Annotated in this window: 16 protein-coding genes and 1 tRNA gene; 4 read left to right on the top strand and 13 right to left on the bottom strand. The window is 73.9% G+C overall.

Annotated features, from left to right (window positions below; all coding sequences use genetic code 11):
* Window positions 1–241 precede the first annotated feature (241 nt).
* From HN013_RS12825 to HN013_RS12810, 4 genes are all read right to left on the bottom strand, one after another.
* Window positions 242–1,534 (bottom strand): AAA domain-containing protein, encoded by a 1,293-nt coding sequence (locus HN013_RS12825; RefSeq protein ID WP_171166286.1) that lies wholly within the window; start codon window positions 1,532–1,534, stop codon window positions 242–244.
* A 113-nt stretch (window positions 1,535–1,647) separates the two neighbouring features.
* The gene (locus HN013_RS12820) at window positions 1,648–3,216 is read right to left on the bottom strand and encodes a hypothetical protein (RefSeq protein WP_171166212.1); all 1,569 of its coding nucleotides are present in this window, start codon (window positions 3,214–3,216) and stop codon (window positions 1,648–1,650) included.
* Window positions 3,207–4,412 carry a hypothetical protein gene (locus HN013_RS12815; protein WP_398979435.1) on the bottom strand — a complete coding sequence of 402 codons (1,206 nt, stop codon included), beginning with the start codon at window positions 4,410–4,412 and terminating at the stop codon, window positions 3,207–3,209. The genes HN013_RS12820 and HN013_RS12815 overlap by 10 nt, the downstream gene beginning before the upstream one ends.
* Window positions 4,321–5,343, bottom strand: a complete 1,023-nt coding sequence (locus HN013_RS12810) for a phosphatase PAP2 family protein (RefSeq protein ID WP_171166211.1) — start codon at window positions 5,341–5,343, stop codon at window positions 4,321–4,323. Before HN013_RS12810 ends, HN013_RS12815 begins: the two co-directional genes overlap by 92 nt.
* A 320-nt stretch (window positions 5,344–5,663) precedes the next feature.
* On the opposite strand from HN013_RS12810, the gene HN013_RS12805 reads away from it, so the two are divergent.
* Window positions 5,664–6,257, top strand: coding sequence for a histidine phosphatase family protein (locus HN013_RS12805; RefSeq protein ID WP_171166210.1), 594 nt, complete (start codon window positions 5,664–5,666; stop codon window positions 6,255–6,257).
* An 18-nt stretch (window positions 6,258–6,275) separates the two neighbouring features.
* On the opposite strand, the gene HN013_RS12800 is transcribed toward HN013_RS12805, so the two are convergent.
* Window positions 6,276–7,694, bottom strand: coding sequence for a tetratricopeptide repeat protein (locus tag HN013_RS12800; RefSeq protein ID WP_171166209.1), 1,419 nt, complete (start codon window positions 7,692–7,694; stop codon window positions 6,276–6,278).
* Between the two features lie 307 nt (window positions 7,695–8,001).
* Between HN013_RS12800 and HN013_RS12795 the strand changes: the two genes are divergently transcribed.
* Both HN013_RS12795 and HN013_RS12790 read left to right on the top strand, forming a co-directional pair.
* The gene (locus HN013_RS12795) at window positions 8,002–8,454 is read left to right on the top strand and encodes a hypothetical protein (RefSeq protein WP_171166208.1); all 453 of its coding nucleotides are present in this window, start codon (window positions 8,002–8,004) and stop codon (window positions 8,452–8,454) included.
* Between the two features lie 34 nt (window positions 8,455–8,488).
* Window positions 8,489–9,358, top strand: a complete 870-nt coding sequence (locus HN013_RS12790; protein ID WP_171166207.1) for a spermidine synthase — start codon at window positions 8,489–8,491, stop codon at window positions 9,356–9,358.
* A 349-nt stretch (window positions 9,359–9,707) separates the two neighbouring features.
* On the opposite strand, the gene HN013_RS12785 is transcribed toward HN013_RS12790, so the two are convergent.
* The 8 genes from HN013_RS12785 to HN013_RS12750 all read right to left on the bottom strand — a co-directional run bounded on the left by HN013_RS12785 (window position 9,708) and on the right by HN013_RS12750 (window position 17,550).
* Window positions 9,708–11,096 (bottom strand): GH1 family beta-glucosidase, encoded by a 1,389-nt coding sequence (locus HN013_RS12785; protein ID WP_171166206.1) that lies wholly within the window; start codon window positions 11,094–11,096, stop codon window positions 9,708–9,710.
* Window positions 11,097–11,148: 52 nt separating this feature from the next.
* Window positions 11,149–12,069, bottom strand: coding sequence for a carbohydrate ABC transporter permease (locus HN013_RS12780; RefSeq protein WP_398979429.1), 921 nt, complete (start codon window positions 12,067–12,069; stop codon window positions 11,149–11,151).
* Between the two features lie 9 nt (window positions 12,070–12,078).
* Complete coding sequence (locus tag HN013_RS12775; RefSeq protein ID WP_171166205.1) at window positions 12,079–13,083, bottom strand: carbohydrate ABC transporter permease; 1,005 nt, start codon at window positions 13,081–13,083, stop codon at window positions 12,079–12,081.
* Window positions 13,080–14,354, bottom strand: a complete 1,275-nt coding sequence (locus HN013_RS12770; protein WP_171166204.1) for an ABC transporter substrate-binding protein — start codon at window positions 14,352–14,354, stop codon at window positions 13,080–13,082. The genes HN013_RS12775 and HN013_RS12770 overlap by 4 nt, the downstream gene beginning before the upstream one ends.
* Window positions 14,355–14,650: 296 nt before the next feature.
* Window positions 14,651–14,723 (bottom strand) — tRNA-His (locus HN013_RS12765).
* A gap of 130 nt (window positions 14,724–14,853) precedes the next feature.
* Entirely contained in the window at window positions 14,854–15,459 is a 606-nt protein-coding gene (gene orn, locus HN013_RS12760) for an oligoribonuclease (protein ID WP_171166203.1), read from the bottom strand.
* 5 nt (window positions 15,460–15,464) lie between these two features.
* A complete protein-coding gene (locus tag HN013_RS12755) occupies window positions 15,465–16,820 on the bottom strand; it encodes a GlxA family transcriptional regulator (protein WP_249374978.1) in 1,356 nt (451 codons plus the stop codon).
* Window positions 16,821–17,187: 367 nt separating this feature from the next.
* Entirely contained in the window at window positions 17,188–17,550 is a 363-nt protein-coding gene (locus tag HN013_RS12750) for a hypothetical protein (RefSeq protein ID WP_312018588.1), read from the bottom strand.
* Window positions 17,551–18,070: 520 nt separating this feature from the next.
* Here HN013_RS12750 and HN013_RS12745 point away from each other — a divergent pair.
* The gene (locus tag HN013_RS12745) at window positions 18,071–18,592 is read left to right on the top strand and encodes a universal stress protein (protein WP_171166202.1); all 522 of its coding nucleotides are present in this window, start codon (window positions 18,071–18,073) and stop codon (window positions 18,590–18,592) included.
* Window positions 18,593–18,831: the final 239 nt, after the last annotated feature.

Here is an 18,831-nt window from a genome sequence, read left to right as displayed (position 1 = left end):
CGCGCGCAAGGGGGCACGGGCGGGAGGGGGCCAGGCGTATTACGGCCGCCTCCGGCGGGCGGGGTGGCGGGTTGGTGGTCGTGTGCTGGTCAGGGTCGCCATCGCACCCGGTGCTCGCTCAGGTGGGTGAGTACCGCGAAGTTCGCCTCCCAGCCATCCGGGCTGTATCCGTCGGCCGCCTCCGGCGGTGTGCCGGACTCCGTCCGGCGGGCGGGGCGGCGGCTTGGCGGGCGTCCGCTGGTCAGGGTCGCCATCGCACCCGGTGCTCGCTCAGGTGGGTGAGCACCGCGAAGTTCGCCTCCCAACCATCCGGGAACTTCACCGCCACCCCCAGCCGCACCGGCTCCGTCGACGGGTGCTCGTCCAGCAGCCGGTCCACGCCCGCGCGGCACACCACCACGCAGGCGTGCCGGTGGCGGGAGGCCAGGACGCACAGCCGGCCCGTCTCCAGGTGGAAGGCGGTCGCGTCGGGGCGGCCGGAGAGCGGGTGCAGGATCACGGTGAGGTCGAACTCGCGGCCCTGGAGCCGGTTGGCGGTGTCCACCGTGACGCCGCTCACGCCGTGCCCCGCGAGGGCCGCCCGGACGGCGGCCGCCTGGTCCCGGTGGGCGGTGCCCACGGCGATCCGGGCGGGGGTGAGCGGTACGGCGTCGGGGGAGCGCTCGCTGGTCACGGCACCGCCCCGGTCGAGCATCCGGCGCACCACCAGGGCCACCGCCTCGACCGCCTCCGGGTCGGTGCGCGGCACGTGCCGCTCGGGCAGCTCCAGCAGCCCCCACCCCGAGGCGGCGGCCTCGTCCAGCACCCGGTCCACCGCGGAACCGTCCGGTCGGACGCCGAAGGCCAGCAGTCGGTCGCCGTGGTCGGTGCCGCTGCGGAAGCGCGTGTACGGGTAGAACGCGTCGGAGACCAGCCGGGCGGCGGACGCCGGGAGCCGCCAGGAGACCGGCAGCCGGTGCTGCGGCAGCCCGGGGTTGTGGGCGAGGAGCGTGCTCACCGCGCTCACCGACGGGTCGTACGACAGCCCGGCCCACTGGGCCGTCCCCTCGGCCCCCACCACGCTGAACGGGTCGAGCTGGCCCGGATCGCCGACGAACAGCGCCCGGTCGAACAGCCCCGCCACGGCCAGCAGCGCGTCCGAGCGCATTTGGTACGCCTCGTCGACGATCGCCTGGCCCCAGGGCTCGGCGACCTTGGTGTGGGCCCACTTCGCGGCGGTGGAGACCACCACGTCCAGCCCGGCGAGCTCCGCGGCCTTCGTGGAGGTCATCACCCGGTCCAGGCCGTCCAGCGCCGGGTCGTACGGCTGCGGGTCGCTGCTGTGCAGCCGGCCGACCGGGAGCTCGGGGTCCTGCTCGGCGAGGCGCAGCACCAGGTCGTCCACCTGGGCGTTGGTCTGGGCGACGACCATCAGCGGGCGGCCGGCCCGGGCGAGCTCCAGGGCGGCCCGGACGACCAGCGTCGACTTGCCGGCGCCGGGCGGCGAGTCGACGACGACGCCGCGGTGGCGGCCGTCGAGGGTGTCGCGCAGGATCGCGTCCGTGGCGGCGGCCGCGGCGGCGGACGGATCGAAGGCGGACGGATCGAACGAGGGCGGGTCGAAGGCGGGCGGCTCCGGCGCCGGCCCGCGCGGGGCGATGTCCTGGCTCACAGGTAGTCCTCCGCGGTCACCGGGTCGGGCTCCTCGGCCGGGGCGCCCGGCGGGCCGCCGTGGGTCCAAGGCGTCCGCTCGGGGTCGGGCAGCTCCGGGCCGCCCCTGGGCACGGGGTCGAACAGGGTCCAGCACACATGATCACCGGGCGCGGGCACCGACCCCTCGTCGGGGACCTTGCCGCGGCCCATGCCGCCGGTCAGCCGGACGGTGAGCCCGTCCGGACCGGCCGCCACGAACTCACCGGTCTGCGCCCGGCCGTCGGCCAGTACGCGGTGCACCCGGACGCCGTCCTCCAGCAGCGGCGTGTCCTCCGTGCGGACGGTGACGAGCGGGCGCGGGCGCGGGACCTTCGCCTCCGAGTACGCCATGACCACCTCGGCGACCTCCCCGGCGAACGCCTCGCCCGCCAGCCGCCGCCCGGCCATGACCAGCGGATCGTCCAGTGCCTCCCGCGCGTCCAGCCGGGCCTGGGCGGTCTCCCGGGCGGCGAGCTTGCGCGCAGCGGTGACCGCGTCGTCCCGGCGCGGCTGCGGCGGCTCGCCGGCCCGCAGCCGGTCGCGGTGGCCGGTGTACGACCAGCGGTCGCGCTTCCACCGCTCGGGGACCGAGGCCGCCTCGGGGAGGGCGCGCAGCAGGTCGACGCCGCGCCACACGGCGTCCCAGGTCGGGCGCAGCTGCGCTTCGAGCAGGGCGCGTATGCCGGTGTCGGCGGCGCGCAGCGCGGCGTTTCCGCGACCGGTCTCCAGTACCGCGGTGCGGGCGCGGTCGTAGCGGGCGATGGCGGGTGCCAGCAGCTTGTTGTCGAACGCCGGGTCGGTGGCGGGCCCGGCGGGAGGGTGGAGCAGCAGCCCGTCGGTGTCGCGCGCCGTCTCGGCCTGCCGGGCCGCCTCCTGGCCGGTGCTGCCCTCGGGCGGGTCGATCCAGGCCAGCAGGGCACCCAGGTGCTGGTCCTCCAGGTGGCTCTGGCCGGTGGCCCAGTGCCGGGACAGCAGCTGGGTCACGGGGAGCAGCAGGGAGGTGCCGGGGATGTGGGCCCGCTCCCCGTAGTGGGTGAACCAGCGGCCGAGCAGCGGGACGCGGGGCGGCGCGGGCCAGTCGGCGGACGGGTCCTCCTCGGCGGTGCGCCGGAAGCGCATGGACCGGCCGAGCAGCCGCACGTACTCCACCGCCGCCGGGCCGGGGACGAGCAGTTGCGGGGCGTCCGCGCACAGCTCGGCCTCGACGGTCGTCCTGCGGCCGGTCGCCGGGTCGGTCTCCTTGCGCTCCTCGGTCACCGTGTCGTCCGCATACCCCTCCACATACGGCAGCACCGCCTCGGCGAGCTCCGCGAGGAAGGTGAACCGCAGGGTGCGGTCGCGCGGCTGGGGGACGGTCAGCAGGCGCGGCGCGTCCCGGTCGGTGCCGACGAGGGCGCCGAGCGGCGCGCCCGTCTCGCCGGAGGTGGTCAGGGGGACGAGGACGAGCGGCCGCTCGGAGAGGTGCCGGTGGCGGACGGTGGCGAGGGGGCGGGCGCGGCCGGCGTGCAGCGCCTCCAGCCGGGCGAGCGAGGTGATCAGCGACATGCCGCCCCGCTCCCGGGCCGTTGCCCGCCCGCGCACGCCAGGGCCTCGGCCCGCAGGGCGGCGGCCCGGCGGAGGGCGGCGACGGCGGGGTCGTCGGAGGCGTCCTGCCCTTGGGCCGCGGCGAGGACCTCCCCGACCGTGGTGAGCCCGCCCAGCCCGGAGCGGACCGCCCGGCCCAGGTGCCCGACCTCGCCCGCCTCCCGGGCCCGGTCGCGGCAGTGGAAGGCAAGCTCGCAGGCGGCGAGGCAGTCCGGCGCGTACGCGGCGTCGACCGCCTCGACGGCGGCGGTCAGCTCCGCCGCGGGGCGGTCCGGGTCGAACGTGGTGCCGGGCGGGAGGGCGGCGGCGATCTCCTCGACGCGGGTCAGCCGGCCGAGCTGGCGGCGGGTGGTGGCCCGCTGCTTGCGGAGGTCGAGGAGCGCGCCGGCCGGCAGGTTGGAGAAGTCCTTCGGGCAGACGAGCAGCGCCCGGTGGCGCACCCGGCCGCCTTCGGGGGCGGGCCCCGGCAGCCGGTCGGCGACCGTCTCCAGGGCGAGCGCGTAGACCGCCGCCTGGCGGGCCGCGGCCCCGGCCTTCGCGGCGTCGGCCGAGCCGTCGATCATGGCGAAGGACTTGATCTCGACCACGGTCCAGGTGCCGTCCGGGTGGACGACGACGGCGTCCGGCTCCAGGTAGGCCGGGGTGCCGGCGACGGTGAGCGCCAGCAGGGGGTGGTCGAGCACCGTCCAGCGCCCGGCCGCCGTGGCGTCGCGCAGGGCCAGGGCGGTGCGGGCGGTGCGGCCCTCGGGGCCGGCGGCGGAGAGGTCGGGGGCGCCGACGGACTCCGGGGGTTCGGCCGCCTCTTCGGCGGGGAGCGCCGCGCGCAGCAGCCGGACGAGCTCGGCACCGCCGTCGGCCTTGACGCGGGCCTCGAAGGCGTTGCCGCGGGCGATGGCGAACTGCGACTGGCCGAACGCGGCCGGCGTGCCGAGGGCCTGGGCGAGCGCCGCCTTGTCGACCCCGGCGCCGTCGAGCAGGGCGCGGCGGCGGCAGCCGGGGTTGGCGGCCAGGGCCGCCAGGGCGCGCGCGTCGAGCGGGCGCGCCGCGACGGCCGGGCCGCGCAGCTCAGTGAGCCGCTGCCGGAGCGCCGTCGGGCCGGCTGTCGCCGGCTCCTTCGCGGGTCGCCTGCCGGGGGAGTTCCGAAGGGATGTGGTCACTGCCGTCCGCCTCGCGCTGTCTCTCCGGCGCACCCGGCAGGCCGGCCCCGACGGGCGTGCCGGGAGCGGTCCGGCGCGGGCGCGCAGTACCTGGCGAAGTCTCGCATCCGCCACTGACAATCGCCGGGGTCTCCGGCGATTCCGCCGGCCGGACGGTGTCGAGGGACGGCAGGGACCGGGGGGACCGGCCGCGGATCCGCTCGCCGAGCCGCAGCGCGGGCCGGGTCAGCAGGAGGCCGACGCCCATGACGGCGACACCGGCGACGGCGTCCAGGAAGTAGTGGTTGGCGGTGCCCATGACCACGAGCGTGATGGCGAGCGGGTACGCCACGCCGATGATCTTCGACAACGGGCCGCGCCCGTACCGCCACAGCACGACGCCGCACCACAGGGCCCAGCCGACATGCAGGCTCGGCATGGCCGCGAACTGGTTGGTGAGCCCGCCGAGGCCGCGCGGCGCGCTGGCCTCGCCGCCCCACCAGCCGTACGCGGAGTACTGCTCCATGGTGTCGCGAAAGCCGTACACGTCGTCGAGGAGGCGGGGCGGGCAGGTGGGCAGGAGGGTGAAGCCCACCAGGCCGATGAGTGTGGAGGTCATCAGCCAGGTCCTGACCCGGCGGTAGTGCTCCGGGCGGCGCCGGAACATCCAGACGAGGACGGCCGGGGTGAGGATGTAGTGCAGGGAGGCGTACGCGAAGTCCGCGGGGACGCCGAGGCTCGCGTGCTCCGTGAACAGCCGGTTGAGCGGGCTCTCGAAATTTATTCGGAACTGCTTCTCGAAGTCGAGTATGGACAGACCGTGATCGACTGCGGATGCCTCGTCACCCCGGACGAGCAGGCGGCCTGCCGAGTACATCGCGTAGACGGCGGCGATCAGCGGCAGTTCGGTCCACCAGCGCGGCCGCTTACCGAGTGGTGCGGTGCGGTACATCCGGACGCTCTCCATGTGTTCAGGCGGCCAACAAGCGCGCATGCAACCGTACGGTGTACGCCGCATGTGTCGCACACCGCCCCGTGGCTCCCCGGAAAGACCGCGGTCATCCCGTGTTCGGTTCTGGGGTCCGGCGCGTGAGGAGGAAGACGTCCTCACCGGGCCCTGGGTTGCCTGTGGCGCAAGTGAGTGATGATAGTTCCGTCGGGTCCGAAAGGGCTCCGCACGATCCACGCCGATACACCGTGTACGCCGTGGAATCGCCGATCGAAGCCACCTTTGTGGCGCAATTCACCGAGACATCCGAGGGAGCCCGCTCCATGGCACCGCGCATCCTGCTGGCCCGGCACGGACAGACCGAGTGGTCGCTGTCCGGCAAGCACACCGGCCGCACGGACATCCCGCTCCTCGACGAGGGCCGGCGCGGGGCGAAGCTCCTGGGCGAGCGCCTGCACCGCGCGCCCTGGGACGGACTGCCGGACGTCGAGGTCCGCACCAGTCCCCTCGTCCGCGCCAGGGAGACCTGTGAGCTCGCGGGCTTCGGCGAGCGGGCCGCCGACTGGGACGCGCTCATGGAGTTCGACTACGGCGCCTACGAGGGCATGACCCCCGCCGAGATCAAGGAGCGCCGCCCCGGCTGGCTGATCTGGCGCGACGGCGTCCCCGGGGGCGAGACGCTCGCCGAGGTCTCCGCCCGCGCCGACGAGGTCGTCGCCTGGGCGCGCTCGGCCGACCGCGACGTCCTGGTCTTCGCCCACGGCCACATCCTGCGCGTCCTCGGCGCCCGCTGGCTCGGCTACGACGCGTCGTTCGCGGCGCGCGTCCGGCTGGAGCCGACCTCGCTGTCGATCCTGGGCTGGGCGTACGGCGAGCCCGCGATCGAGCGGTGGAACGACACCGGCCACCTGGGCTGACGCGGCCCCCGGGACCCGTCAGGCGGACAGCCGCGCCGCGTCGTGCCGTTCGAGGAACGACGCCACCCCCGGGGCGTCCGTACGCGGACGGAGGGTCCGGGCGGTGGCGGCGAGCATCGCCCGGATACGGCTGGACTGGACCTGGGTCAGCAGGTCCAGCACCCGGCCCGCCGCCGCCGCGGCGGCGTCCGGTGCCCCGCCTCCCGCGAGGTCGTCCGCGAGCTGCGCGGTGTAGAGCGCGATGTTCCGCGCGAAGTGCGGATCTGCCAGGGCCACGGCCCGCTCGCCGTGCTCGGCCGCCCGGGTCCGGTCGCCGAGGGCGGACCAGCACTGGGCCTCCAGGCCCTCCAGCTCCGCCTCGCCGAAAAACGTCATCCACTCGGGGTCGGCGTCGCCCGCACCCCGCCCGAAGAGCGTCCGGGCCCGCAGCAGGGCCCCCTCGCACGCCGCCCGGTCGCCCAGCCGGGCCCAGCCGCCCGCCTCCCGCAGGGCCAGCAGGGACATCAGCCGCGCCGAGCCCAGCCGCCGGCCGGCGTGCTGCGCGGCCTGCGCGGCCCGTACCGCCTCCCGGGGCCGGCCCGCGTCCCGGGCCAGGAACGCGGTGTTGCAGAAGGCGTGCGCCTCCAGCGCCGGGTCCCCGGCGACCCGGGCGGTCGCCAGGGCCTCCGCGTAGTGCGAGCGGGCGTCGGAGAAGCGGCCGGAATCGTGCGCCAGCCAGCCCACCGAGATCGCCAGTTCACCGGCGCCCGTGTGCAGCCGGTCGGCGACCGACTGCCGCCGCGTCTCGGCGTCGAGCAGGTCGTACGCCGCCCGCAGGGGCCGTCCCGCGCGCCGGTAGAGGCTGTCCGCGCCGTGCCGGTCGTCGAGCAGCCGGATCCGCCGGACGGCCTGTTCCACCGCGGCGGCCTCCGCCTCCCCGGCGTGGCGCTGCGGGCGGGCGCCCGCGACGCCCCCCAGCGAGACGACGGCCACCGCGGCCGTGCCATGGGTCATGAACGCGCGACGCAACACGTCGCTCTCCTCGTCGCTGATGCCGCCGGTGTCGGAGGTGCCGACGTACCCGGGGCCGGACGTGCCGGGACCCGCGTCGTCACAGGCGTCGGCGGGGCTTTCGGTGTGTGCGGACGGCGCGCCGCCCTTCTTGCGCGCCCCCCGTCCCCGCACGGTCTCGCGGGGCGGGAAGCCCATGTCGGCCGGTTCGAGACCGGGGAACATATGACGGAATACCCGCTCGTAGGCGTAGTTGGGGCATCGGATCTCGCCGGATTCGACGCGTCCGATGTAGCGGGCGTCGCACGCCACTTGTTCCCCGATCTCGCGTGCCGCACGCCGGACCGCGGCCGCGAACTCCCCAGGTGAGCGCGGTCCGCGCAGCTCCCGGAAGGCGGTGTTCGGGCGGGGGGGACGAGGTGAAGGGGACGCGTGGGGCGACGCCATGGCCGGGCCCTCTCCTGGCGAGTACCGTCCCGCCGACACCCGGGACGGACGGTGGTGCTGCCGTGCGGCGGAGATGACCGTACCGGCTCCCCGACAGCCGGTACGTCCGGTTTGCCTACAAAACGGATATCCCACTCGCGATCCGCCATGAACTGCCATCCTTTATGGCGGCGTGGCGCCGTAGCCGTTGACAGGCCAGGGGAGTTGAACAGTACGAGCGTGTGCCGGCCGACCGTGCCAGGCGGTGGCCGACCCGGCTCGGAGCGGCAGCGACAGGTCAGCGAAACGTGCGGAGGAGGCGTTCCCCTTGGCGGAAGCCGGAGTGAACATCGGCGGCTCGCGGACGGCGCCCCCGCACCAGGCGCGCCCCGGACACGGCCCGGCCGCGCGCCCCGCCCGGGGGCCGGGCGAGGTCACCCCGTGCGACCTGGTCACCGTGCCCGCCCGACAGGGCCTGGAGGCGGTCGACATCCTCCGGCTCCGCGACGGCGTCGGGCCCGTGCTGCACGACGGCGAGTGCCACACCCTCGGCTTCCTCGTCCCCGCCGGTACCGCGGCCGGCTGGGACGTCCCCGGCAGCGCCTGCACCCAGACGTACGGGCGCGGCCTGCGCGCCGGCCGCCAGGAACCGCCCGTCACCGGCAGCGGCTGGCTCGTCGCCCCGGACGCGGCGCTCTCCGAGGCCACCGACCCGGTCGTGCTGCGGGCCGCGCTCGGGGAGGCGGCCCGCACCATCGAGGCCGTGGACCGCTGCCGCTGACCTCCGCTGCCGGCCGTCGGGCGATACTTGCCGGGTGGCAAAGGGCAAGCAGAGAACAGGGCGCGGACGCGCCGCGGAACCGGTCACCGCGCAGGTGGCGGGTGGTCTCGCGGAGCTGGAGCCGGACCGTGACCGGCCGCGCGCCCGGACCCTGCTGATCGACGGCGCCCCCCAGTCCCACGTGGACCCCGACGATCCCACCCACCTCGACTTCTCCTACCAGCGGCGGCTCGGCCACGTCGCCGACCTCGTGGCCCCGCCCGGCCGCCCGGTCCACGCCCTCCACCTCGGCGGCGGCGCCTTCACCCTCGCCCGCTACGTCGCCGCCACCCGGCCGCGCTCCACCCAGCAGGTCGTCGAGATCGACGCACCCCTCGTCGCCTTCGTCCGGCGCGAACTGCCCCTCGACCCCGCCTGGCGGATCCGCGTCCGCGGCGGCGACGCGCGCTCGGTACTCGCCAAGGTGCCCGACGCCTGGGCCGACCTCATCATCGCCGACGTCTTCGCCGGCGCCCGCACCCCCGCCCATCTCACCAGCGCCGAGTTCGTCGCCGATGTGCGGCGGGTCTTGCGGCCCGGCGGCTGCTACGCGGCCAATCTGGCCGACGGTTCGCCCCTCGCCTTCGTCAAGTCGCAGGTGGCGACCGTGCGGACGGTCTTTCCCGAGCTGTGCCTGGCGGCGGAGCCGGCTGTTCTGCGGGGGCGGCGGTTCGGCAACGCGATTCTTGTGGCGTCGGATGTTCCGCTTCCGGTGGCCGAGTTGACGCGCCGCTGTGCGACGGATCCGCAGCAGGGGCGTGTTGAGCACGGCTCGTCCTTGGACGACTTCTGCGGCGGGGCCGCGGCCGTGACGGACGCGAGTGCGCGGCCTTCGCCGGAGCCGCCGCCGTCGGTGTTTCGGTGAGGGTGCCCCGGTCCCGCCCTTTCACCGTTTCTGCGGGGGGTGCCCCCGCAACCCCCTTGAAACCGCGCTCCGCGCGGTTGTCCTCAAACGCCGGACGGGCTGAGACNGCCTTCGCCGGAGCCGCCGCCGTCGGTGTTTCGGTGAGGGTGCCCCGGTCCCGCCCTTTCACCGTTTCTGCGGGGGGTGCCCCCGCAACCCCCTTGAAACCGCGCTCCGCGCGGTTGTCCTCAAACGCCGGACGGGCTGAGACAGCCCGTCCGGCGATTGAGGACGCGCGCCGCAGGCGCGCTCAGGGGGTGCGGGGGCTTGCCCCCGCAAGAAACGGTGAAAGGGCGGGACCGGGGCAAACTCACCCCGTGGGCACCGGCAGCACCCGCCCCGCCCGGATCACATCCCGGTACCACCCGGCGCTGGCCTTCGGCGTCCGCGCCAGCGTCGAGTAATCCACGTACACGATCCCGAACCGCTTGCTGTACCCGTACGCCCACTCGAAGTTGTCCATCAGTGACCACACGAAGTACCCCCACACATCCGCACCGTCCCCCAGCGCTCGCAGCACGGCGTCGAAGTGGCCGTGCAGATAAGCGATGCGATCGGGATCGCGCACGGCCCCCCGCGCATCGACCGTGTCGTCATAGGCGGCGCCGTTCTCGGAGACGGCGAGGGGCAGACCGGGCGCCTCGTGGGTGAAGCGCATGAGGAGGTCGTGGAGGCCGGTGGGGTCGACGGTCCAGTCCATGGCGGTGCGGGGGCCGGGGGGCTGGTGGAAGGTGACGGACTGGGCGCCGGGGTAGGGGGAAGGTGCAGGTGAGGGGTGGTTGTCAGTGGTGGCTGATACCACTGAGGGTGCGTAGTAGTTGATGCCCAGCCAGTCGAGGGGGTGCTTGATGACGGAGGTGTCGCCGTCGTGGACGAAGGACCAGTCCGTGATCCCGGCGGTGTCGGCGATCAGGTCGGCGGGGTACGCGCCGCGGAGCATGGGGCCGGTGAAGATACGGGTGGAGAGGGCGTCGATGCGCCGCTGGGCGTCGAGGTCGCCGGGTGACGTGGTGCGGGCGCGGACGGCGTTCGGGTTGAGGACGACGGCGATCCGCGCGCCTCTCGGCAGGGTGGCGCGGAGCGCCCGGGCGCCGAGGCCGTGGGCGAGGTTGAGGTGGTGGGCGGCGCGCAGGGCGGCGGCGTCGTCGGTGCGGCCCGGGGCGTGGATACCGGCCGCGTAGCCGAGGAAGGCGCTGCACCAGGGCTCGTTGAGGGTGGCCCAGGAGTCGACGCGGTCGCCCAGGGCCCGGGCGACGAGCTCGGCGTAGTCGGCGAAGCGGTGGGCGGTGTCGCGGGCGGGCCAGCCGCCCGCCGTCTCCAGCTCCTGGGGGAGGTCCCAGTGGTAGAGGGTGAGCACGGGCTTGATGCCGTGGGCGAGGAGGTCGTCGACGAGGCGGCGGTAGAAGTCGAGGCCGCTCCGGGAGGCGGCGCCCTTGCCGGTGGGCTGGACGCGGGGCCAGGAGACGGAGAAGCGATAGGCGCCGAGGCCGAGTTCGGACATCAGGCGCACGTCCTCGGCGCGGCGGTGGTAGTGGTCGGTGGCCGTGTCGCCGGTGTCACCGTTCAGGACCTTGCCGGGCGTGCGGCAGAAGGTGTCCCAGATGGAGGGGGTGCGGCCGTCCTCGTGGACCGCCCCCTCCACCTGGTACGCGGCGGTCGCGGCACCCCAGACGAAACCGGGCGGGAAGGAGGTGGGCATGGAAGCGCTCCAGGGGGAGGAGAGGTGGATGGGAGGGTCGCACGGGCCGGCGTCAGCCCTTCACCGCGCCGCGCATGATGCCGCCGACGATGTGCCGGCCGAAGAGGGCGAGGACCAGCAGCAGCGGCAGGGTGCCGAGCAGTGCCCCGGCCATGACGACGGCCTGGTCGGGGACGTAGCCGCGGCCGAGGCCGGTGAGGGCCACCTGGACGGTCGGGTTGTCCTGGGTCAGCGCGATGACCGGCCAGAAGAAGTCGTTCCAGGCCTGGACGAAGGAGAGCATGCCCAGCACGGCCATCGCGGGCCGCGCGACCGGAACGACCACGTGCCGTACGACGCGCAGGCTGTTCGCGCCGTCGACGCGGGCGGCCTCGATCAGCTCGGTGGGCAGCGCCTCCACGAGGTACTGCCGCATGAAGAACACGCCGAACGCGCTGACCAGGGTGGGCAGTACCACCGTCTGGAGCCGGTCGGTCCAGCCCAGCTCGGCGATCAGCATGAAGAGGGGGACGACGGAGAGCTGCGCGGGCACCATCATCGTGCCGACGGTCAGCGTCAGCAGCACGTTCTTCCCCCGGAACCGCAGCTTGGCGAAGGCGAACCCGGCCAGCGTGCAGAAGAACACCGTGCCCAGGGCGACGCTCCCGGCGACCAGCGTCGTGTTCAGCAGGGCCAGGCCCAGGTTGGCGTCGGTCCACGCCGCGCCGAGGTTGCGCGGCAGGTTGCCGCCGAACCAGAGCGGCGGGGGCGTGTGCGCCAGCCGGGTGTTGTCGCGCGAGGCGGCCACGGCCGTCCACACCAGGGGCAGGACCGAGCCCGCGGTGAAGAGCACGAGCACGGCGTACGCGACGGGCCCGGCGCGCAGTTGCCGTCGGGCGCCCCGGCGGCGGCCCGGACGCGGGACCGGGCGGGCCGCCGACAGTACAGGGACGGGTACGGGTACCTCCCCGTCGGGCCTCACGGTGGTCGTCACGGCGGCTCCTCACCGGTCCGCGCGCAGCCGGCGGGCGAGCAGCCCGCCCACGGCGGCGACCAGCAGCAGGATCAGGAACATGGCCCAGGCCACGGCGGACGCGCGACCCAAGTGGAAGCTGAACCAGCCCTGTTCGTACAGATAGAGACCCAGGGTCTGGAACTGGTGCGAGGCCCCGCCCTTCTGCCCGGCCGCCCCGCCGAACAGCAGTGGCTCGCCGAACAGTTGCGTGGCCCCGATCGTCGAGACGACGACCGTGAAGAGGATCGTCGGCCGCAGCGACGGGACGGTGACGTGCCGGAACTGCCGGAAGCGCGAGGCGCCGTCCAGCGCCGCCGACTCGTACAGCTCGTCCGGGATCGCCTGCATGGCCGCCAGATAGATCAGCGCGTTGTAGCCCGTCCACCGCCAGACCACGATCGACGAGACGGCCAGCTGCGCGCTCCAGGTGCCGTTCTGCCAGTCCACCGGGTCGGCACCGACCAGCCCCAGCGCCCAGTTGATCATCCCGTAGTCGCGGCCGTAGAGGAGGACGAAGACGAGCGTGGCCGCCGCGACCGAGGTGGCGTACGGGGTGAGCAGCGCGACGCGCCAGAAGGTCGCCGCCCGCATCCGGTGGTGCAGCAGATGGGCCAGGCCGAGGGCCATGAGGAGCTGGGGGACGGTCGAGAGGATCCCGATGGTGACGGTGTTGCGCAGGGCGTTCCAGAAGAACTCGTCGTCCAGCAGCCGGACGTAGTTGTGCAGCCCGGTCCACTCCATGCGGTCCGGGTCCGTGAGCTCCAGCCGGTGGAGCGACGCCCAGCCGGTCCAGAGGAGGGGGAAGATCCCGAATGCGGCGAAGAAGAGGAAGAACGGCGCCACGAAGGCGTACGGGCTCCAGCGCACGTCCCACCGGTGGCGGCGGGTCCGCCAGGCGGAGCGGGGCCCGGGCGGGCGGGGCCTCCGGCCCGGGCCCGGCTCCGGCCCGGTGGCCGGGTCGCCGACGGTGGTGGCGGGCGGCGCGGCCGTCATTCGTCCACCGCGTTCCGGATCTCCTTCTGCGCCGCCTTCCAGGCCGCCTCCGGAGCCCTGCCCTGCTGTTCGACCTGGGGGATGCCGACGTCCGTGAAGGCGGTACCGATCTGCTGCTCCCGGTCCCCGATCACCAGCGTCGGAGCGCCCCGGGCCGCCCGGGCGAAGATCTCCCCGACCGGGGCCCCGCCGAAGTAGGGGTTCCGCGCGTTCCTGAGCTCCGGCATGCCGTACGAGGCCGGGGTGGAGGGGAAGCTCGACTGCCGCGCGAAGAGCTTGGCCTGCTGCTCGGGCGCCGTCAGCCAGGCCGCGAGTGCCACGGCGGCCGCCCGGTGCCGGGCCGCCTTCGGCACGGTGAGGAAGGAGCCGCCCCAGCTGGCGGGCCGGGGTGCCGTCGCCACGTCCCACTGCCCCCGGGCCGCGTCCCCCGACTTCTCCTTGATGTAGCCGAGCATCCACGGCGGACAGGCGACGGTCGCGAAGCGGCCGTTCGCGTACGCCTGGTCCCAGGGCTTCTCGAACTGCTTCAGCCGCGCGGTCAGCCCCTCGCGCGCCGCCCGCACCGCCAGGTCCCACGCCTCCCGGACGGCCGGGCCGCCGGTCCAGAGCCGGCGGCCGGCCCGGTCGTAGTAGCGCTCCGGATGGCCGTGGATCGCGGCGTTGTAGACCCCGGCCGCCGAGTCGGTGAAGACCGTCCCCTCCGGGGCCCGCTTCCGGTAGGCCCGGCCGACGTCCAGGTACTTCCGCCAGTCGCCGGCCCACAGCCGGCCGACGGCCTCCCGGCCGGTGGGCAGTCCGGCCCGGCGGAAGAGGTCCTTGCGGTAGCAGACGGCGATCGGCCCGATGTCCGTGCCGAGCCCGACCGTCCGGCCGTCGGCGGTGGTGGCCTGCGCCCACTTCCACCCGAGCCAGTCCTGCCGGCGCACGCCCGGCGCCCGGGACAGGTCCTCCAGCCGGTGGCCCTGGCCCGCCGCCAGGTCGTGGACGGTGCCGACCTCGACGGCCTGGACGTCCGCCAGACCGCTGCCGGTCACCAGGTGCGTCAGGAACTGCGGGAAGTAGGTGTCGTTCCGCTCGATCACGCTCTCCTTGATCCGGATCTCCGGGTGCAGCCGCTCGTACTCCGCGTAGAGACCGGCCTGCCGGTAGCCGAAGACCCCGAAGGTGCCGACGGAGAGCGTGGTCCGCCCGGCACCGTCGTCCGCCGTGCAGCCGGTGAGCGCCGCGCACAGGAGGACCCCGGCCGCCAGTGCCGCCCGTGCCCTCCGCATGCGCTCCTCCTGAAGCGTCCTGGTGTCTCGTGATGCCTTCTGACGCGCCGGCCCGCCCAAGGGGCGCGGCGGCGTGGAGCATTGGGGCTTCGGAACAGCCCCGAGACTCGCCGCAACCTGGCGTAGTGTCAAGGATGCGGTGCGTGACGGGTTCTGAGGGCGACCGAGGAAGGGACGATCGTTCGGCGTGTCGCGGCGGGGCTGACGGCCCGTCGGGTGGAACCGGTGGTGCCCATGGGGGCGGAAACGACGAAGGCCCCGATCTGGTTTCCCAGATCAGGGCCTTCACCTCTGAGGGTGAGTAACGGGACTCGAACCCGCGACATCCTGGACCACAACCAGGTGCTCTACCAGCTGAGCTATACCCACCACGTCCGGCGTTCGTTTCCGTGTTTCCCACCGGCCGAGAAAAAGTGTACAGGGTCCGGAGGGGTGCTCGCTCCCGGCTTTCGCCGGGCCGGGAGCGAGCTGCGTCACTCCATCCGAACCAGGGACGGAACTATGGCTGAGCAGGAAGGACGTGCTTGGCCGCGATCGTCTTCGCCGTGTCGGAGTCCGGGCCGGGCTGCGGCACGAAGATCGCCTCGCGGTAGTAGCGGAGCTCGGCGATCGACTCGCGGATGTCGGAGAGGGCCCGGTGGTTGCCGGTCTTCTTCGGGCTGGCGAAGTAGGCCCGCGGGAACCAGCGCCGGGACAGCTCCTTCACCGACGAGACGTCGACGATGCGGTAGTGCAGGTGCTTCTCCAGCTCCGGCATGTCCCGCAGCAGGAAGCCGCGGTCGGTGCCGACCGAGTTTCCGCACAGCGGGGCCTTGCCCGGCTCCGGGACGTACTCACGGATGTACGCCAGGACCTGCCGCTCCGCTTCCTGGAGCGTCGTCCCGCCGTCCAGCTCGTCGAGCAGCCCGGAGGCCGTGTGCATCTGGCGCACCACCTCGGGCATGGTGGTCAGGGCCTCGGCGGGCGGCCGGACGACGATGTCCACACCGTCGCCGAGGATGTTCAGCTCGGAGTCGGTGACCAGGGCGGCCACCTCGATGAGCGCGTCGGTCGACAGCGAGAGCCCGGTCATCTCGCAGTCGATCCACACCATGCGATCGTTCATGGACGTCACCCTACGGGGCGTTCCCGCTGGCCGGGCAGGTGCGGGCTGTACAGGTCGGACTCCGGCTTGCCCGGTTCCACGGCGCCCGGGCCGTGGCCGAACCCGGGATTCCCCGGTCCGTGCCCGAGGGACATCCCGTGCCCGGGATGCCCGCCGTGCCCGTGGTGCGCCGGACCGCCGAGCGGACCGGGCGCGGCATGGGCGGCGGCCAGGGCCGTGCGTCTGAGGCCCACGACCGACGGTTCCCCGGACCGGGGTTCCACCGGCTCGGGACCGCCGAAGCGGTCGCCCCGTCCGTCCCGGTCGGGCCGCTCGGGGCGGTCCGGCCGGCCGTCGGGACCGCCCTGCGGCCGCCGCGCCCGGTAGGCCGCCCGGTAGGCGGCCGGGGAGGACCCCAGCTGCCGCCGGAAGTGGCCGCGCAGGGCGACGGGAGAACGGAAACCACAGCGTCCGGCGACCTCGTCCACGGAGTAGTCCGAGGTCTCCAGCAGCCGCTGCGCCTGGAGCACCCGCTGGGTGATCAGCCACTGGAGCGGTGCGCTGCCGGTGAGCGAACGGAACCTGCGGTCGAAGGTGCGGCGGCTCATATAGGCGCGGGCGGCCAGGGTCTCCACATCGAACTGCTCGTGGAGATGCTCCAGCGCCCAGGCGACGACCTCGGCGAGCGGGTCGGCGCCGATCTCCTCCGGTAAAGACCGGTCGAGATAGCGCTCCTGCCCGCCACTGCGGCGCGGTGGTACGACGAGGCGTCGGGCGAGCGCCCCGGCGGCGTCCGCGCCGTGGTCGGTGCGGACGATGTGCAGGCACAGATCGATGCCCGCGGCGGTGCCCGCGGAGGTCAGGACGTCACCGTCGTCCACGAAGAGCTCCCGCGGGTCCACATGGACCGAGGGATAGCGCTTGGCGAGCGTCGGCGCGTACATCCAGTGGGTGGTGGCGGGTCTGCCGTCGAGCAGCCCCGCGGCGGCCAGTACGAAGGCCCCGGTGCACAGCCCGACGATGCGGGCGCCCTCCTCGTGGGCCCGGCGCAGTGCGTCGAGAGCGGCCGGTGGCGGTGGCTGGGTGATGGACCGCCAGGCCGGTACGACGACGGTGCCGGCCCTGGAGAGTGCCTCCAGGCCGTACGGTGCGGTCAGTTCCAGGCCGCCGGTCGTTCGCAATGGCACATCTTCGCCCGCGCAGACGAGCAGGCGATAACGGGGGACCCCGGCGTCCTGCCGGTCGATCCCGAATACGGAGAGCGGAATGGAGCTTTCGAAGATCGGGCCGCCGCTGAAGAGCAGTACGGCGACGATCTCCCGGCGGCGGCGTCCGGAGAGCTTGCGCACGGTCTCCGGTACGGTCGTGGAGTCCTGGCTCATGGCGCTAAGCCCCCCTCGGCGGTCGAGTCCTCTCGGTCCTGCACGTTTCCCCTCGGTCCTGAACGGTTCCCCCGCCGGTCATGGCCAAGATCGAATCTACTGTGTCGGATGAAGTCGCGGTGACCAGTTCACCATCCGGCTCTATGTCGACATGACAACTTGGCGCGAAGCGTTCGATCACGAAGCGTTGCACTTGCAGGCCCCGCTGAAAAGTACGCCTCTCGCCACTGCCCCATCGCCGTAGGGATCAACCGCCCTCAGCGGTCCCTTCCTTGCTGGTCGCCCGGCTGTTGGGGGCTGGTCAGGCCAAGCGAAGGCCTTCGGCCTGAAGTTGGCCGAAAACCTACGGGTGTCGTCGTACAAAAAATCAGTCGACGTGCGTACTGGTGCCCGGATGGCGGGAGCCGCGGTGCGTACCGGTGCCCGTACGGCCGTGCCGGCCGCGATGGGGGGAGACCGGTTCGACGGCTCCTTCGAGGGCCCTGACGCCCCGGCCGGGACGTTCGTCGGGAGTGCGCTCGGAGCGGCGGAGCAGGGCGCGGCAGGCACAGGTGACCGCCACGAGGCCGGCGGCGCTGCCGGCCGCGCCGCCGAAGGACTGACCGCACATCAGCAGCACGACGGGGACCAGGGCGCAGCTGAACGCCGCCCAGCGCACCACGTCGCTCACCGGATCGGGCGATTCCCGGTCGGTGTCGGCGGCGTGGGCGTCCTCGTGGGTTCCGGGCACTGGAGCGGCTCCCTGATGGCGGCTGCTGGCGGTAGTACAACGCGGGCCGGGCGTGTGGGTCACTCGCCGGACGGGCGGGAGCGGGGCCCGCCGGGCGGCCGGGCGGGAACAGCCGGAGCGGGCGGGCGGGAACACACGGAGCGGGTAGGCGGGAACACACGGGGCATTGCGCTGGGGGCTGCCCTCGTGCATGCTCCGGGGAACGCTCACCCGTCAGCCGCCACACCCGTCGAGGGGACACCGCGTGCCGCACCCGTCGTCCGGACGTCCGCCCGCAGGGGCCGGACCGCACCGGCCGGTGACCGCCGGCGTCTTCCGGCCCCGTTCGGCGGGCCGGCCTCTGGGCACCCGGCGCATGGGGCCGTACCCTGGGGGGTAAGTCCTTGAAAAGATGAATCCCGGACGGATTTTTGTCGCCGTACTGACATCCATGCGCCCGCGCGGTGTCCTGTACGGCGGGAAATGTCCCACCAGCCCACCGCCGACCCTCCGCAAGAGGACTTCCTTCGCCGAGACACCGATGGCCGGTCACGAATTCTCCGAACCCGCGGACCGCAAGCGGATCGCCGATCAGACGGCGCTTCCCGAAGCGGTGGAAGAACCACGTCACTCCTGCGATCCCGCGTTCCGGCACGGCGTCGTGGTGGGATTCGACGGCTCCATGTCGAGCGAACGGGCGCTTGCTTATGCAATCGGCATGGCCCGGCGCTCCGGCTCGGGCCTGATCATCGTCCATGTGGCCAACCGGCTGCCGACGACCGTCTGGGCGGGCTGCGAGCCGCCGGTCTTCGTGGACGTCCCCGATCACCGCACCGAGGTTCTGGGCCTGGAGCTGGCCTGTGCCGACCACCTCTCCGAGGTGCCCTGGATCCTCGTCGAGCGGGGCGGCGACATCTGCCATGAGCTGGAGGAGGTCGGGCGGGAGTACGCGGCCGACGCCATCGTGGTGGGGTCCACCCATGGGATCGTGGGCCGGATCTTCGGCTCGGTGGCCGGGCGGCTGGCCCGCCGGGCGCAGCGGCCCGTCGTCGTGATCCCGTAAACGTTCGTCATCCCGTAGCGCCCGTCGTTCCGCAGCGCCCGTCACCCCGTGGCGGGCGCCCGCGTCTGCCGCGCCCGCGTCTGCCGTCCGAAGGATCAACTTCCGCTGCCCGCGGAGCTTTTGGCGCCATCTCCCCGCGAACACATGTGCACAGGGCTTCCGCTCCGGGTATCACACCGGTGAGTGACGTGCCGCCGGGCGGGAGGTGACGGCTCCCGGGGACCGGTGGCACCGCCGCC

The sequence above is a fragment of the Streptomyces sp. I05A-00742 genome (genome assembly GCF_013055795.1).
Lineage (GTDB): Bacteria > Actinomycetota > Actinomycetes > Streptomycetales > Streptomycetaceae > Streptomyces.
This window is presented reverse-complemented; position numbering and strand designations above follow the sequence as displayed.

Excerpts from the sequence above, each read along its gene's own strand:
- HN013_RS12805 (WP_171166210.1), top strand. The coding sequence starts at position 5,664 with ATGGCACCGCGCATCCTGCTGGCCCGGCACGGACAGACCGAGTGGTCG.
- HN013_RS12810 (WP_171166211.1), bottom strand. The coding sequence starts at position 5,343 with ATGTACCGCACCGCACCACTCGGTAAGCGGCCGCGCTGGTGGACCGAA.
- HN013_RS12785 (WP_171166206.1), bottom strand. The coding sequence starts at position 11,096 with ATGCCCACCTCCTTCCCGCCCGGTTTCGTCTGGGGTGCCGCGACCGCC.
- HN013_RS12800 (WP_171166209.1), bottom strand. The coding sequence starts at position 7,694 with ATGGCGTCGCCCCACGCGTCCCCTTCACCTCGTCCCCCCCGCCCGAAC.
- orn (WP_171166203.1), bottom strand. The coding sequence starts at position 15,459 with ATGAACGATCGCATGGTGTGGATCGACTGCGAGATGACCGGGCTCTCG.
- HN013_RS12775 (WP_171166205.1), bottom strand. The coding sequence starts at position 13,083 with ATGACGGCCGCGCCGCCCGCCACCACCGTCGGCGACCCGGCCACCGGG.
- HN013_RS12745 (WP_171166202.1), top strand. The coding sequence starts at position 18,071 with ATGGCCGGTCACGAATTCTCCGAACCCGCGGACCGCAAGCGGATCGCC.
- HN013_RS12770 (WP_171166204.1), bottom strand. The coding sequence starts at position 14,354 with ATGCGGAGGGCACGGGCGGCACTGGCGGCCGGGGTCCTCCTGTGCGCG.
- HN013_RS12755 (WP_249374978.1), bottom strand. The coding sequence starts at position 16,820 with ATGAGCCAGGACTCCACGACCGTACCGGAGACCGTGCGCAAGCTCTCC.
- HN013_RS12820 (WP_171166212.1), bottom strand. The coding sequence starts at position 3,216 with ATGTCGCTGATCACCTCGCTCGCCCGGCTGGAGGCGCTGCACGCCGGC.